This window comes from Streptomyces luteosporeus (assembly GCF_039532865.1).
GTDB lineage: Bacteria > Actinomycetota > Actinomycetes > Streptomycetales > Streptomycetaceae > Streptomyces > Streptomyces luteosporeus.
In genome coordinates this window covers 132,630-147,967 of the sequence record NZ_BAAASL010000016.1, presented here as the reverse complement: position 1 = coordinate 147,967, position 15,338 = coordinate 132,630, and the positions used below count along the sequence as shown (strand labels likewise).

The window sequence follows — 15,338 nt, the reverse complement described above, 5'->3', positions numbered from 1 at the left end:
GTCTCTCACGCCCGATCCGCGACGCGTTCGCCGAGCAGGCCCTGGGGCCTGACGAGGAGGACGACGATCAGCAGGACGAAGGCCCAGACGTCCTTCCAGCCTGCGCCGCCGAGTTGCTGCATGCCGGGTATGTGCTGGATGTAGGTGGTGGAGAGGGCCTCGGCGATGCCGAGGACGACGCCGCCGAGCATGGCGCCGTAGATGTTGCCGATGCCGCCGAGGACGGCGGCGGTGAAGGCCTTGAGGCCGAGGATGAAGCCCATTTCGAAGTTGATCTGTCCGGCGCGCAGTCCTTGGGCGACGGCGGCGACGGCGGCGAAGGCGCCGCCGATGGCGAAGGCCAGGACGATGATGCGGTCGGTGTTGATGCCCATGAGTTTGGCGGTGTCGGGGTCCTGGGCGGTGGCCTGCATGGCGCGGCCGGTGCGGCTGCGGGCGACGAAGAGGCCGAGGGCGAGCATGCACAGGGGGGCTGCGGCGAGGACGAAGAGGTCGTCGCGTTGGAGGTGGAGGCCCGCGGTGATTTCGAGGGCGTCGCCGTGGAACTGGGGGAAGCTGCGGGATTTCTTGGCGTCGGGGTAGAAGGCCCAGACGAGTTGCTGGAGGGTGATGGACAGTCCGATGGCGGTGATGAGGGGGGCGAGGCGGGGGGCGCCGCGCAGGGGGCGGTAGGCGAAGCGTTCGGCGGCGGTGGCGACGGCGACGGAGGCGAGGGCGCCGCCGAGGAGCATGAGGGGGAGGGCGGCGGCGAGGGGGACGGTGTCGGGGAGCCACAGTCGTACGGTGAGGGCGCCGAAGCCTCCGATCATGACGATCTCGCCGTGGGCGAAGTTGATGAGTTGGACGATGCCGTAGACCATCGTGTAGCCGATGGCGATCAGGCCGTAGAGGGTGCCGAGGGCGAGTCCGCTGACCAGGGTTTGCGGCAGTTCGTGCACCGCGTGCCTCCCCGTTGGGTGTGGGTCGCGGCCCCGCGCGGGTGGGTTGCGCGCGGGGCTGGGCCGGGTGTGGGAGCGAGGGTGGTGCGGGGCGGGGTCAGTCCTTGAAGGTGGCGCTCTTGAGGGTGGTCCAGGCGTTGTTCTTGACCTGGTAGACCGTGAGCTGTTTGTTGGTGGTGTCGCCGTACTGGTCGAAGGAGACCTTGCCGGTGACGCCGTCGAAGGAGACGCTGCTCATGGCGTCGAGGACCTTGGCGCGGGGGTTGTCGGGGAGTTTGCCGTTGTTGTCCGCGACGGCCTTCTTCACTGCCTCGATGATGGCCCAGGCGCCGTCGTAGGCGTAGCCGCCGTAGGTGGCGTAGGGGTCCTTGTAGCCGGCGTCCTTGTAGCCGGTGACGAATTTCCTGGCGGAGTCGAGGTCTTCGACGGGGTAGCCGACGGAGGTGGCGAGGTCGCCGTCGTTGCTTTCGCCGGAGGCGGTGATGAAGCCGGGGTTGTACATGCCGTCGCCGCCCATGAGGGGGATGTGGGCGCCGGCCTTTTTGACCTGGTCGGAGAGCAGACCGCCTTCGGGGAACTGGCCGCCGAAGTAGACGGCGTCGGCGCCGGAGTTCTTGATTTTGTTGGCGGTGGCGGAGAAGTCGGTCTCCTTGACGGTGAGGTGGTCGGTGCCGACGACGTCGCCGCCGAGGCGTTTGAATTCCTGGGCGAAGATGGTGGCGAGTCCGACGCCGTAGGTCTGTTTGTCGTCGACGACGAAGACCTTGCGCTTGCCGGCGTCCTTGTAGAGGTACTGGGCGGCGAAGCGGCCCTGGATGATGTCGGTGGTGGCGGTGCGGAAGTAGGTCTTGAAGGGGCGTTTCTTCTCGCCGGTGGCCCAGTTGTCGCCCTGGCTGAGGGCGGGGTTGGTGTTGGCGGGGGAGACCTGGGTGAGGTCGGCCTTGGCGAGGACGTCCTGCATGGACTGGGCGACGCCGGAGTTGACGGGGCCGACGACGCCGATGACGTTCTTGTCGGCGGCGAGTTTGGCGGCGTTCTGCTGGCCGGTGCCGGGCAGGGCCTGGTCGTCGAGGGCGGTCATGGCGAAGGTGACGCCTTTGACCTCGTTGTTCTTGTTGGCGGTTTTGACGGCGAGGTCGACGGAGTTCTTGATGCCCTGGCCGAAGGGGGAGAGGGAGCCGGTCAGCGGGACGGTGATGCCGATGGTGACGGTGGTCTTCCTGCCGTCGTCGCTGTTGCTGTTGTTGCCGCTGTCGCGGGAGCCGCAGGCGGTGAGGATGAGGGCGCCGGTGGTCAGCGTGGTGGTGAGGGCGAGGAGGGAACGGTGTCGCACGGTGAGTCCTTTCCCTGGCGCGGCGGCCTCTGCTGAGGTGCCGTGTCGCTCGCCGGGCGGGGACGGCGGTGCGCGGTGCTGGGTCGGGCTGCCCGGCGGGGTGTGGTGCGCCGTGACTTTAAGGGCTGGGGGAGCGCGGGGGGCAGGGTGGCGACGGCGATGTGACTCTCTTGTTATGACGAAGATCACATTCCGCGTGGGTGCGCGGCGACCTGGGGCGGAGTGCGGGGAGGCAAGCGAACGGCCGGCCGCGGGTGCCGCGGCCGGCCGTCGGGGGAGTGGGAGTGGGTGTCAGGCTTCCTGGGCGTCGCGCAGGAGGCAGGTGAGGCGGGCGGAGCACACGCGCTTGTCCTGCTCGTCGGTGACGACGATTTCGTACGTGGCCGTGGTGCGGCCGCGGTGGACGGGGGTGGCGACGCCGGTGACCAGGCCGGAGCGTACTCCGCGGTGGTGGGTGCAGTTGAGGTCGACGCCGACGGCGATGCGGCCGGGGCCGCCGTGGAGCATGGCGCCGACGGAGCCGAGGGTCTCGGCGAGTACGGCGGAGGCGCCGCCGTGCAGCAGACCGTAGGGCTGGGTGTTGCCCTCGACCGGCATGGTGCCCACGACGCGCTCGGGGGAGGCCTCGACGACGGTGACGCTCATGCGCTCGCCGAGGTGGCCCGCGGAGAACAGGGCGCCGAGGTCGAGCCCGCTGTCGGCCCACTGGTCGAGGATCTCCTGCGGGAACGTGGTCTTGCTGTGCTCGCCCATGCGCTGCGGCTCCGATCGCCCGTGGTCATTGTGATGTGAACGTTTTTTCAGCAGGAGCGTCCTGGCGTCAACTGCCGTCGGTCCCTGCGGATGCGGTGGCCGGTTCGAGCCGGATGACGACGGATTTGCTGGCCGGGGTGTTGCTGGTGTCGGCGGTGTGGTCCAGCGGCACCAGGACGTTGGTCTCGGGGTAGTAGGCGGCCGCGCAGCCGCGTGCGGTGGGGTAGTGCACGACGCGGAAGCCGGGCGCGCGGCGCTCGGTGCCGTCGGTCCACTCGCTGACGAGGTCGGCGTAGGCGCCGTCGGCCAGGCCGTGGGCGCGGGCGTCGTCGGGGTGCAGCAGGACGACGCGGCGGCCGTTCTTGATGCCGCGGTAGCGGTCGTCGAGGCCGTAGATGGTGGTGTTGTACTGGTCGTGCGAGCGCAGGGTCTGCAGCAGCAGCCGGCCCTCGGGTACGTGGGGGTGCTCGACGGGGGCGGCGCTGAAGTTGGCCTTGCCGGTGGCGGTGGGGAAGCGGCGGGCGTCGCGCGGCGCGTGGGGCAGGGTGAAGCCGCCGGGCCGGGCGACGCGGGTGTTGAAGTCCTCGAAGCCGGGGATCACGCGGGCGATGCGGTCGCGGATCGCGGCGTAGTCCTTCTCGAACTCCTCCCAGGGCGTGCTGCTGGCGGCGCCCAGGACGTGGCGGGCGAGGCGGCAGACGATGGCCGGCTCCGACAGCAGGTGCTCGCTGGCGGGGGCGAGGCGGCCGCGGGAGGCGTGGACCATGCCCATGGAGTCCTCGACGGTGACGAACTGCTCGCCGGCGGCCTGCCGGTCGCGCTCGGTGCGGCCGAGGGTGGGCAGGATCAGGGCGCGGGCGCCGGTGATGACGTGCGAGCGGTTGAGCTTGGTGGAGACGTGCACGGTCAGGCGGGCGCGGCGGATCGCGGCCTCGGTGACGTCGGTGTCGGGGGTGGCGGCGACGAAGTTGCCGCCCATGGCGAGGAAGACCTTGGCGTCGCCGTCGCGCAGGGCGCGGATGGCGCGGACGACGTCGAGGCCGTGGTGGCGGGGCGGGGCGAAGCCGAATTCCTTCTGGAGGGCGTCGAGGAAGGCGGGGGCGGGGCGTTCGAAGATGCCCATGGTGCGGTCGCCCTGGACGTTGCTGTGGCCGCGTACGGGGCACACGCCGGCGCCGGGGCGGCCGATGTCGCCGCGCAGCAGCAGGAGGTTGACGACTTCCTTGATGGTGTTCACGGCGTGCTTGTGCTGGGTCAGGCCCATGGCCCAGCAGACGATGGTGCGGCGGGAGGCGAGGATCATGCGCAGGGCGCTTTCGATCTCCTCGCGGCGCAGACCGGTGGCGGCGAGGGTCTCGTCCCAGTCGGCGGTGCGGGCGGCGTCGGCGTACGCCTGGAAGCCGTGGGTGTGCTCCTCGATGAAGGCGGTGTCGAGGGCGCCTTCGGTCTCCAGGAGGAGCTTGCCCAGCATGCGGAAGAGGGCCTGGTCGCCGCCGAGGCGGATCTGCAGGAAGAGGTCGGTCAGGGGGGTGCCGCGGCCGGCGAGGCCGCGGGCGTTCTGGGGGTTGTTGAACCGTTCGAGGCCGGCTTCCGGCAGCGGGTTGACGGTGATGATCTTCGTACCGCCGCGCTTGGCCGTCTCCAGGGCGCTGAGCATGCGCGGGTGGTTGGTGCCGGGGTTCTGCCCGGCGACGATGATCAGGTCGGCCTTGTGGAGGTCGTCGAGGAGGACGCTGCCCTTGCCGATGCCGATGGTCTCGCTCAGTGCGGAGCCGGAGGACTCGTGGCACATGTTGGAGCAGTCGGGCAGGTTGTTGGTGCCGAATTCGCGGGCGAAGAGCTGGTAGAGGAAGGCGGCTTCGTTGCTGGTGCGCCCGGAGGTGTAGAAGACGGCTTCGTCGGGGGAGGTGAGGGCGGCCAGTTCCTCGGCGATGATGTCGAAGGCGCGCTCCCAGGTGACGGGTTCGTAGTGGGTGGCGCCTTCTGCGAGGTACATGGGGTGGGTGAGGCGGCCCTGCTGGCCGAGCCAGTAGCCGCTGCGGGTGGCGAGTTCGGCGACGGGGTGGGCGGCGAAGAAGGCGGGGGCGACGCGGCGCAGGGTGGCTTCCTCGGCGACGGCCTTGGCGCCGTTCTCGCAGAATTCGGCGGCGTGGCGTTTGTCGGGTTCGGGCCAGGCGCAGCCGGGGCAGTCGAAGCCGTCCTTCTGGTTGACCTTGAGGAGGGTCAGGGCGGTGCGGCGCAGGCCCATCTGGTCGGTGGCCACGCGCAGGGTGTGGGCGATGGCGGGCAGTCCGGCGGCGGCGTGCTGTGGTGCGGTGACCTCGGGGGCGTCCTGTACGGGATCGCCTGTGGGTGGTTTGCCTGCCATCTCGCTCCCCCTTGAGCGGCTCGGTGGGCACGGGGGTTCGTACCCGTCGGGGCCGATCCTGTCACGGGGGCGGGGTGCGGCTCGGGGAGGGGGGACGCCGGTGGCCGGCGCGGTCGGTTCGGCGGTCGGGTTTGTCAGTGGGTCGTGGCAGGATCGGGTGCGTGGCAGCAAAGGCAGCGAATACCGCATCCAAAGCGGACGAAGCGAACGAAACGACCGGAACCGGGGCAGTGGAGGGAGGCCGGCGCCGTCTGCTGTTGATGGACGGGCACTCCATGGCGTACCGGGCGTTCTTCGCGCTGCCCGCGGAGAACTTCACGACCTCGGCCGGGCAAACGACGAACGCGGTGTACGGCTTCGCGTCGATGCTCGCCAACACGCTGCGTGACGAGCAGCCCACGCACTTCGCGGTGGCCTTCGACGTCTCGCGCAAGACGTGGCGCTCGGAGGAGTTCCCGGAGTACAAGGCGACGCGGTCGAAGACCCCCGACGACTTCAAGGGCCAGGTCGCCCTGATCGGCGAGCTGCTGGACGCGATGAACGTGCCGCGGTTCGCCGTCGACGGCTTCGAGGCCGACGACGTGATCGCCACGCTGGCCACCGAGGCGGAGAAGGAGGGCTACGAGGTCGCGATCGTCACCGGCGACCGGGACTCCTTCCAGCTGGTGACCGACGCCGTCACGGTGCTCTACCCCACCAAGGGCGTCTCGGAGCTCACCCGTTTCACGCCCGAGAAGGTGCAGGAGAAGTACGGCCTGTCCCCCCGGCAGTACCCCGACTTCGCGGCGCTGCGCGGCGACCCGTCGGACAACCTGCCCGGCATCCCCGGCGTCGGCGAGAAGACCGCCGCCAAGTGGATCAACCAGTTCGGTTCGTTCGCCGAGCTGGTGGAGCGCGTCGAGGAAGTCAAGGGCAAGGCCGGGCAGAACCTGCGCGACCACCTGGAGGCGGTCAAGCTCAACCGCCGCCTGACCGAGATGGTCCGCGACGTGGAGCTCGCCACCCACCCCGACGACCTGGCGCGGCAGGCCTACGACCGGCTCGCGCTGGCGACGTTCCTGGAGCGCCTGGAGATCCGCAACCCCGGCCTGCGCGACCGCCTGCTGGCCGCCGACCCGGGCGCCGAGTCGGCCGAGGAGGCCGCCCCCGAGGCCGGCGCCGAGGTCGAGGGCGTGGTCCTGGCCACCGGCGATGTGGCCCCCTGGCTGGCCGAGCACGGCACCGGGCCGCTGGGCGTGGCCGTCACCGACGCCTGGGCGCAGGGCGCCGGCCGCGCCGTGGAGGTCGCGCTGGCGACCGCCGCGGGCCCGGCGGCGTGGTTCGACCCGGCCGAGATGGACGAGTCCGACGAGCGGGCGTTCGCCGCCTGGATCGCGGACGGGGCGCGGCCGAAGGTGATGCACGACGCCAAGTCCGTGATGCGGGTCTTCGCCGAGCACGGCTGGCCCGTCGAGGGCGTGACCATGGACACCGCCCTGGCCGCGTACCTGGTCAAGCCGGGCCGGCGCTCCTTCGCCCTGGACACCCTGTCGGTGGAGTACCTGGGCCGCGAGCTGGCCTCGGCCGCCGCCGGCGACGGCCAGCTGGCCTTCGGCGCGGACGAGCAGGCCGAGGCCGAGGCGCTGATGGGCCGCGCCCGTACGGTGCTGGATCTGGGCGAGGCGTTCGCCGGGCGGGTCGCGGAGGTGGGCGCCGCCGGTCTGCTGACCGACGTGGAGCTGCCGACCAGCGCGGTGCTCTCGGGCATGGAGCGGGCCGGCATCGCCGCCGACCGCGCCTGGCTGGAGCGCATGGAGCAGCAGTTCGCCGCCGCGGTGCAGCAGGCGGTGCGCGAGGCCCACGAGGCCGCCGGGCGCGAGTTCAACCTGGGCTCGCCCAAGCAGCTGCAGGAGGTCCTCTTCGGCGAGCTGGGCCTGCCGAAGACGAAGAAGACCAAGACCGGCTACACCACGGACGCCGACGCGCTGGCCTGGCTGGCGGCGCAGACCACCAACGAACTGCCGGTGATCATGCTGCGGCACCGGGAGCAGTCCAAGCTGCGCTCCACGGTCGAGGGCCTGATCAAGGCCATCGCCCCCGACGGCCGCATCCACACCACCTTCAACCAGACGGTGGCGGCCACCGGCCGGCTCTCCTCCACCGACCCGAACCTGCAGAACATCCCGGTGCGCACCGACGAGGGCCGGGCCATCCGGCGCGGCTTCGTCGTCGGCGAGGGCTTCGAGTCGCTGATGACCGCCGACTACAGCCAGATCGAGCTGCGGGTGATGGCGCACCTGTCGGAGGACGAGGGCCTGATCGAGGCGTTCACCTCCGGCGAGGACCTGCACACCACGGTCGCCTCGCAGGTCTTCGGCGTCGCCAAGAGCGAGGTCGACCCGGAGATGCGCCGCAAGATCAAGGCCATGTCCTACGGCCTGGCGTACGGCCTGTCGGCGTTCGGGCTCTCGCAGCAGCTGAACATCGCGGCGGACGAGGCCCGGCGCCTGATGGACACCTTCTTCGAGCGCTTCGGCGGGGTCCGCGACTACCTGCAGCGCGTGGTCGAGGAGGCCCGGGCCACCGGCTACACCGAGACCATGCTCGGCCGCCGCCGCTACCTGCCGGACCTCAACAGCGACAACCGCCAGCGCCGCGAGATGGCCGAGCGGATGGCGCTGAACGCGCCGATCCAGGGCACCGCCGCCGACATCGTCAAGATCGCGATGCTGCGGGTGGCCGAGGCCCTGGAGGCCGAGAAGCTCGCCTCCCGGATGCTGCTCCAGGTGCACGACGAAATCGTGCTGGAGATCGCCCCGGGCGAGCGGGAGAAGGTCGAGGAGCTGGTCCGCCGCGAGATGGCCGGCGCGGTCGCCCTGCGCGCCCCGCTGGACGTGTCGGTGGGCGTCGGCAAGGACTGGGAGTCCGCCGCGCACTGATGTGGTGCGCCGCGCACGACGCGGTCGGCTTTCGCGGTGCCCGGCCGCGGCCGGCGGCCGGGTGCGCCGTCCGTCGCGGCCCCTGCCGTCCCGGTTCCCGCCGGGACGGCAGGGGCCGCGGCCGTTCGCTGCGACCGCGGTGGCGCGCGGTTGCGGCCCGGTCGCCGTGGTTCTCATCCGCGGCGCGGGTTGCTACCGTGCCCGTTGCCTGACGGCCCGTCAGGTGCACGCGATGCCTGCACAGGGGAAGACCCCGCCGGGAGGCCGACACATGCGCGCACTGGCCGCCGCGGCCGCGGGAGCGGCCGCCGCCCTCGCCCTCGTCCTCGCCGTCACCGCCGTCGGCCCGCCCGACAGCGGCACCTCGCCCGAGCCCCTGCTCACCTCCGCACCCGCCCACCCCTGAGCAGGGAGGCCGGCCGTGCGCCGCACCGCGAGCCTGGTCCTGCTCGGCCTCGCCGTCTTCTTCGCCGCCCTCGCACCCCTGCTGCGGTACTACGCCTACCCCCGGCTCGCCGAGGTCCCCACCGGCCGCTACCAGAGCATCGTCATGGAGGCCAAGGACGCCACCCTCGTCGACTACGGCACCCTGCGCCCCCGGCAGGTCCCCCGCGTCACCATCACCCAGACCCTCAAGGGCAACGCCGAGGAGGCCCGGCGGATCAAGGACGCCACCGGCCGCGACGTCGTCGTCTGGGACACCCTCTCCCACGCCGCCGGCCCCGACGGCGCCATGGTCTCCAGCATCCCCGAGCGCTACGTCTTCGACGCCCACACCCAGCAGCCCGTCCACGCCGGCGGCGAGCACGTCGACGGCACCCCGGTACGGCGCGACGGCATCGAGTTCAAGTGGCCCTTCGGCGTCGAGAAGCGCGACTACCGCTACTTCGACCTCATGACCCGCACCTCCGCACCCATCCACTACCGGGGCACCCGCACCTTCCACGGCCTGGAGGTCTACTACTTCGAGCAGACCGTCCCCTGGACCCAGGTGCCGCTGCCGCGGAAACTGCCGCTCGGTATCAGCCCCGACACCGTCCGGCAACTGGGACTGGAGCGCTGGTACACCACCCGGCGCATGTTCTGGGTCGACCCCGTCACCGGCGCGCCCGTCAACGGCGAGGAGGTCCACCGCGAGGAGCTGCGCTGGACCGGGCAGCCGGGCAAGGAACCCATCACCGCCTTCGCCGGGCACGTGACGATGCGGCCCGACTACCTCGACCACACCGTCTCCCTGGTCGCCTCCCAGCGACAGCTGGTGCTGCTGCTGACCACCTACCTCCCGTGGGCCTTCGCCGCCCTGGCCGCCGCCCTGCTGGCCGCCGCGCTCCTGCTGGAGGCGCGCGACCGTCACCGAAACCGTCACCACGACCGGCGTGCACACGCGACACGCAGGGCACACGATGGAAGGAAACCCGAACGGGCGACCCCCGGCGAGGGGTCGCCGAGCAGAGGAGGCCCGCCGTGAAGGAGACCCCCGAGGAGACGTCCACGACGTCCCGGCCGAGCCGGTTCTACACCGGCGGAGAACGCCCCTTCGACCCCGAGGACCTGGTCATGGCCTCCGGGCACGACGTGACGCCCGAACGCATCGAGGCGGCCAAGCGGCTCATCGAGGAGAAGGGAGCGGCCGCCGTCGAGCGCTACCTGCCCTAAGGCATGTGCAGCGCCCCGCGCCCCTACGGGGCGCTACGCGCGACGCGCGTTGGTGCGGCGCGTCGCCGTGGCCCCGGCCGGATCCTCCGGCCACGGATGACGGGGGTAGCGGCCGCGCAGCTCGGCCCGCACCGACCGGTAGCCCTCCCGCCAGAACGATGCCAGATCCGCCGTGACGGCCGCCGGCCGGCCCGCCGGCGAGAGCAGGTGCACGAGCACCGGCACCCGCCCGCCGGCCACCCGCGGCGTCTCCTGCAGCCCGAACATCTCCTGCAGCTTCACGGCCAGCACGGGCTGCTCGCCGGCGTAGTCGACCCGGATCCGCGAGCCGCTGGGCACCTCGAGGCGCTCCGGCGCCAGCTCGGCCAGGCGCACGGCCTGCCCGTCCGCCCACGGCAGCAGCCGCTCCAGCGCCGCACCGGCGTCCACCCGCTCCAGGTCCGCGCGCCTGCGGGCGCGGTCCAGCTCCGGGCCGAGCCACTCCTCGGCGCGGGCGAGCAGCGCCGCGTCCGACACGTCGGGCCACGGCTCGCCCAGCACCCGGTGCAGGAACGCCAGCCGCTGCCGCAGCCCCGTCCCTTCCGCGCTCCAGCGCAGCAGCCCCGGACCCTCCCGGCGCAGCCCCTCCAGCAGTGCCGCCCGCACCAGCGCCCCGTCCGGCGCGGTCAGCGCGGCCGACGCCAGCTCCACGGCGCCCAGGCGCGCCACGCGGCGCGCCACCACGTCGCCCCGCTCGGGCGACCAGTGCACTTCCTCGCCCTCGCCGAACAGCGCCCCCGCGGCCGTACGGGCCGTCTCCTCGTCGATCACGGCGCCGAGCCGTACCCGGGCGGAGGCGGCCGCGACGGGCCGGTCCGCGACGGCCACCGCGAGCCACGGCGCACTGCGCAGCCGTGAGCCCTCGCCGAGCTCGGCCCGGGTGCCGGAGGCCATCAGGTACGACCCGCCCCCGCGCGCGTGCGCCACCCGCTCGGGGTACGCGAGCGCGGCCACGAGCCCGGCGACGACGTCGTCGGTGGGGGAGTGCCTCCGGTCCGGGGCGTCGGTCGCCGGCTCGTCGGGGGTGGTCACCGCCGCCAGGGCCTTCTCCAGGCGGCCGGCCTCGGCGCGCCAGCGCGCGGCGTAGGCATCGGTGGCGCGGCGTGCCGTGCGCCAGGCCGCGGCGAGGTCGTCGCCGTACTCGCGGGGCGGTTCCTCGCTCAGCAGCGCCACCACCTCCGCCGCGCGGCGTGCGCCCACCTCCCGGGCGCCGTCCAGGAGGGCGCGCGCGAGGCGGGGGTGCACGCCCAGGCGCGCCATGCGCCGGCCGCGTTCGGTGGGGCGCCCCGCCTCGTCCACGGCGCTCGTGGCCTGCAGCACGGCGCGCGCGGCGGCCAGTGCGCCGGCCGGTGGCGGGTCGAGCAGGGCCAGGCCGCTCGCGTCGGGATCGCCCCAGCACGCCGCCTGCAGCGCGAACGCCGTCAGGTCGGCCACCGTGATCTCCGCCGGCGGGAACGCCGGCAGCCGGGCCTCGTCGGCCTCGGCCCAGCAGCGGTAGACCGTGCCCGGCGCCTCGCGCCCCGCCCGGCCCGCGCGCTGCCGGCCGGCCGCCCGGGACGCCCGTACGGTCGTCAGCGCGCTCAGGCCCCGGGCGTGGTCCGTGCGCGGCTCGCGGGCCAGGCCCGCGTCCACCACGACCCGTACCCCCGGCACCGTCAGGCTCGACTCGGCGACCGCGGTCGCCAGCACCACCCGGCGCGGGCCCGTACCGCCGGCCAGGACGGCGTCCTGGACCGCCGCCGGGGCCCGCCCGTGGACCTGGAGGACCTCCGCTCCCAGCTGCTCCGGGCCGCCCAGCAGGCCGGCCACGCGGCCGATCTCGCCGACGCCCGGCAGGAAGCACAGGACGTCGCCGGTGCGCTCGCGCAGGGCGCGGCGCACCACGCCGGCGACGTGCTCCAGCAGCACCGGGTCCACCCGCAGGCCGTGCGGCGGGCGCACCGGCCGCTCCGGCGGCGCCCAGACCACGTCCACCGGATGGGTGACGGATCGCGCCTCGACGACCGGCGCGCCGCCCAGCAGCCGGGCCCAGCCCTCGGCGTCGGTGGTGGCCGATGCCGCGACCAGGCGCAGTTCCGGGCGCAGGGCGGCCCGGACGTCCAGCAGGAAGGCGGCGGCGGTGTCCGCGTCCAGGTGCCGCTCGTGGCATTCGTCGAGGACGACGACGTCGGCGCCGGCGAGCTCGGGGTCGCGCTGCAGGCGCTGCAGGAGCACGCCCGTGGTGACGACCTCGACGACGGTGGCGGGCCCGGCCCGCCGCTCGCCGCGCACGGTGAAGCCGATCCGCCCGCCCACCGGCTCGCCCAGCAGGTGGGCCATGCGCCGGGCCGCGGCCCGGGCGGCGATGCGGCGGGGCTCGGCGACGACGACGCGCCGCGGCGCTCCGCCGCCAGGCACCAGGCCGGCGAGCACCAGCGGTACGAGGGTGGTCTTGCCGGTGCCGGGCGGCGCGCACAGCACGGCCGTGCCGTGGTCGTCCAGGGCGCGCGTCAGGGCCGGCAGGGCACTGCGGACGGGCAGGTCCAGGAGGTCCTCGCGCATCGGGTCAGTCGCGGGCGCAGACGAAGACGGCGGTGCCGGGGATCAGGTGCCCGCGCAGCGGGGACCAGCCGCCCCACTCCTGCCGGTTCCAGGCGGGCCACTCCGGCTCGACCAGGTCGAGCAGGCGGAAGCCGGAGGCGACGACGTCGCGGACCCGGTCGCCGAGGGTGCGGTGGTGCTCGACGTAGACGGCCCGGCCCTCCTCGTCCTGTTCGACGTAGGGCGTGCGGTCGAAGTAGGAGGCGGACACGGACAGCCCCTCGGGCCCGGGCTCGTCGGGGAAGGCCCAGCGGATGGGGTGGGTGACGCTGAAGACCCAGCGTCCGCCGGGCCGCAGCACGCGGTGCACCTCGCGCATGACCCGCGCCGGGTCGGCGACGAAGGGCACCGCCCCGTAGGCGGAGCAGGCCAGGTCGAAGGAGGCGTCGGCGAACGGCAGGGCGCCGGCGTCGGCCTCGACCAGCGGGAAGTGGGCGCCGATGCGCAGGGCGTGCTGGAGCTGGCGGTGGGAGAGGTCCAGGGCGACGGGCCGGGCGCCCTCGGCGGCCAGCCAGCGCGAGCACTGGGCGGCGCCGGCGCCGATCTCCAGCACGTCGCGGCCCGCGAGGGAGCCGGCGGGCCCGAGCAGGCGGGCCTCGGCCTCGTCGAGGCCCTCGGGGCCCCACACGAAGCGGTCGTCGCCCAGGAAGCCGCCGTGCTCGCTCTGGTACTCGTCGGCGTTGCGGTCCCACCAGCCGCGGCTGGCCCGGCTGCTCTCCGTGTCGCCCGTTTCCCGGCGGGTCGCCTCGGGCTCGTACTCTTGGATCATGTCGGTGGTCGCGTCCCCGGCCTCGGCTGTGTCGCTCTGCATGCTCTGCGGTGGTCCTGCCCTGGATGGTCGTGCTCGGCTCGATCTTCGCAGGCTCGTGCCCGAGCGTGACGCTACGGGGTGGTAGGGAGCCGGTGCGCGGTGCGTTCCCGTGTCCCGGGAGGCCCTCGTGGCCTCGCACAACCCGAGTTGTGCCGGATTTATGATGTTTCATCCGGGGTGGGCGCCTTCGCGCATTGACCGTGTCCGGCTGCCCCCGTATGCTACAAGTTGCGCTGCGGGCCTGCGCGCCTCAGACGGAGCAGGTCGCGCTCGCACTTGTTGTATGTCCCCTCGGTTTCCGAGGCGCTCCCGGTGGTCTTCGGGCTCTTTGCGGAGAGTGCGCCTCCAAAGCTGTCCGGCTTCGGCAGTGCGATACGGGCTCTCGGCGTAGCAGTACCTACGACTTCAATGTCCGTACCGGAGCCCTTTCCCACATGACGAGCAGCACCGAGACCACCGCCACCACTCCGCAGGTTGCGGTCAACGACATCGGTAACGAGGAAGCCTTCCTCGCCGCGATCGACGAGACGATCAAGTACTTCAACGACGGCGACATCGTCGACGGCGTCATCGTGAAGGTCGACCGGGACGAGGTCCTGCTCGACATCGGTTACAAGACCGAGGGTGTCATCCCCTCCCGCGAGCTCTCGATCAAGCACGACGTCGACCCGAACGAGGTCGTCAAGGTCGGCGACGAGATCGAGGCCCTCGTCCTTCAGAAGGAGGACAAGGAAGGCCGCCTGATCCTCTCGAAGAAGCGCGCCCAGTACGAGCGTGCCTGGGGCACCATCGAGAAGATCAAGGAAGAGGACGGCATCGTCACCGGTACCGTCATCGAGGTCGTCAAGGGTGGTCTCATCCTCGACATCGGCCTCCGTGGCTTCCTGCCGGCCTCCCTGGTCGAGATGCGTCGCGTCCGCGACCTCCAGCCCTACGTGGGCAAGGAGCTCGAGGCCAAGATCATCGAGCTGGACAAGAACCGCAACAACGTGGTCCTGTCCCGCCGTGCCTGGCTGGAGCAGACCCAGAGCGAGGTCCGCCAGACCTTCCTCACCACCCTGCAGAAGGGTCAGGTGCGCTCCGGCGTCGTCTCCTCCATCGTCAACTTCGGTGCCTTCGTGGACCTGGGCGGCGTCGACGGTCTCGTCCACGTCTCCGAGCTGTCCTGGAAGCACATCGACCACCCGTCCGAGGTCGTCGAGGTCGGCCAGGAGGTCACGGTCGAGGTCCTGGACGTCGACATGGACCGCGAGCGCGTCTCCCTGTCGCTCAAGGCGACCCAGGAGGACCCGTGGCAGCAGTTCGCCCGGACCCACCAGATCGGTCAGGTCGTCCCGGGTAAGGTCACCAAGCTCGTTCCGTTCGGTGCGTTCGTCCGCGTCGACGAGGGCATCGAGGGCCTGGTCCACATCTCCGAGCTGGCCGAGCGCCACGTGGAGATCCCGGAGCAGGTCGTCCAGGTCAACGACGAGATCTTCGTCAAGGTCATCGACATCGACCTCGAGCGCCGCCGCATCAGCCTCTCGCTGAAGCAGGCCAACGAGTCCTTCGGTGCCGACCCGTCCGTGGTCGAGTTCGACCCGACCCTGTACGGCATGGCCGCGTCCTACGACGACCAGGGCAACTACATCTACCCCGAGGGCTTCGACCCCGAGGCCAACGACTGGCTGCCGGGCTACGAGAAGCAGCGCGAGGAGTGGGAGCGCCAGTACGCCGAGGCGCAGGCCCGCTTCGAGCAGCACCAGCAGCAGGTCATCAAGTCCCGCGAGGCGGACGCCGAGGCTGCCGCCGCTGGCGACCAGGCCGCTGCCCAGGCCGCTCCGGCCGGTGGCTCGTACTCCTCCGAGTCGGCCGACACCTCCGGCGCCCTGGCGTCGGACGAGGCGCTGGCCGCCCTCCGCGAGAAGCTCGCCGGCGGCCAGAGCTGAGGCTCGGCACCGCA

At 72.5% G+C, this 15,338-nt stretch carries 11 protein-coding genes; 5 read left to right on the top strand and 6 right to left on the bottom strand.

Annotated features, from left to right (window positions below):
* Positions 1-5 precede the first annotated feature (5 nt).
* The 4 genes from ABD361_RS21455 to ABD361_RS21440 form a co-directional block, all read right to left on the bottom strand.
* A complete protein-coding gene (locus ABD361_RS21455; protein WP_344437069.1) occupies positions 6-938 on the bottom strand; it encodes a branched-chain amino acid ABC transporter permease in 933 nt (310 codons plus the stop codon).
* 97 nt (positions 939-1,035) lie between these two features.
* Positions 1,036-2,271: a branched-chain amino acid ABC transporter substrate-binding protein gene (locus ABD361_RS21450; RefSeq protein ID WP_344437068.1), complete on the bottom strand. Its 1,236-nt coding sequence runs from the start codon at positions 2,269-2,271 to the stop codon at positions 1,036-1,038.
* Positions 2,272-2,562: 291 nt separating this feature from the next.
* Complete coding sequence (locus ABD361_RS21445) at positions 2,563-3,024, bottom strand: PaaI family thioesterase (RefSeq protein ID WP_344437067.1); 462 nt, start codon at positions 3,022-3,024, stop codon at positions 2,563-2,565.
* A gap of 67 nt (positions 3,025-3,091) precedes the next feature.
* Positions 3,092-5,392, bottom strand: coding sequence for an FdhF/YdeP family oxidoreductase (locus tag ABD361_RS21440; RefSeq protein WP_344437066.1), 2,301 nt, complete (start codon positions 5,390-5,392; stop codon positions 3,092-3,094).
* Positions 5,393-5,652: 260 nt separating this feature from the next.
* Between ABD361_RS21440 and polA the strand changes: the two genes are divergently transcribed.
* The 4 genes from polA (at position 5,653) to ABD361_RS21420 (ending at position 9,966) form a co-directional block, all read left to right on the top strand.
* The gene (polA, locus tag ABD361_RS21435; protein WP_344437064.1) at positions 5,653-8,310 is read left to right on the top strand and encodes a DNA polymerase I; all 2,658 of its coding nucleotides are present in this window, start codon (positions 5,653-5,655) and stop codon (positions 8,308-8,310) included.
* Between the two features lie 271 nt (positions 8,311-8,581).
* Positions 8,582-8,716: an SPW_0924 family protein gene (locus ABD361_RS21430; protein ID WP_344437062.1), complete on the top strand. Its 135-nt coding sequence runs from the start codon at positions 8,582-8,584 to the stop codon at positions 8,714-8,716.
* 15 nt (positions 8,717-8,731) lie between these two features.
* Positions 8,732-9,778, top strand: a complete 1,047-nt coding sequence (gene pgfA, locus ABD361_RS21425; protein ID WP_344437060.1) for a cell envelope lipid trafficking protein PgfA — start codon at positions 8,732-8,734, stop codon at positions 9,776-9,778.
* Positions 9,775-9,966, top strand: coding sequence for a hypothetical protein (locus tag ABD361_RS21420; RefSeq protein WP_344437059.1), 192 nt, complete (start codon positions 9,775-9,777; stop codon positions 9,964-9,966). The genes pgfA and ABD361_RS21420 overlap by 4 nt, the downstream gene beginning before the upstream one ends.
* Positions 9,967-9,999: 33 nt before the next feature.
* Here the strand turns inward: ABD361_RS21420 and hrpB are convergent, their stop codons facing one another.
* Positions 10,000-12,546: an ATP-dependent helicase HrpB gene (hrpB, locus tag ABD361_RS21415; protein WP_344437058.1), complete on the bottom strand. Its 2,547-nt coding sequence runs from the start codon at positions 12,544-12,546 to the stop codon at positions 10,000-10,002.
* 4 nt (positions 12,547-12,550) lie between these two features.
* Complete coding sequence (locus tag ABD361_RS21410) at positions 12,551-13,354, bottom strand: class I SAM-dependent methyltransferase (RefSeq protein WP_344437089.1); 804 nt, start codon at positions 13,352-13,354, stop codon at positions 12,551-12,553.
* Between the two features lie 476 nt (positions 13,355-13,830).
* Here ABD361_RS21410 and rpsA point away from each other — a divergent pair, with 476 nt between their 5' ends.
* The gene (gene rpsA / locus ABD361_RS21405; protein WP_344437057.1) at positions 13,831-15,324 is read left to right on the top strand and encodes a 30S ribosomal protein S1; all 1,494 of its coding nucleotides are present in this window, start codon (positions 13,831-13,833) and stop codon (positions 15,322-15,324) included.
* Positions 15,325-15,338: the final 14 nt, after the last annotated feature.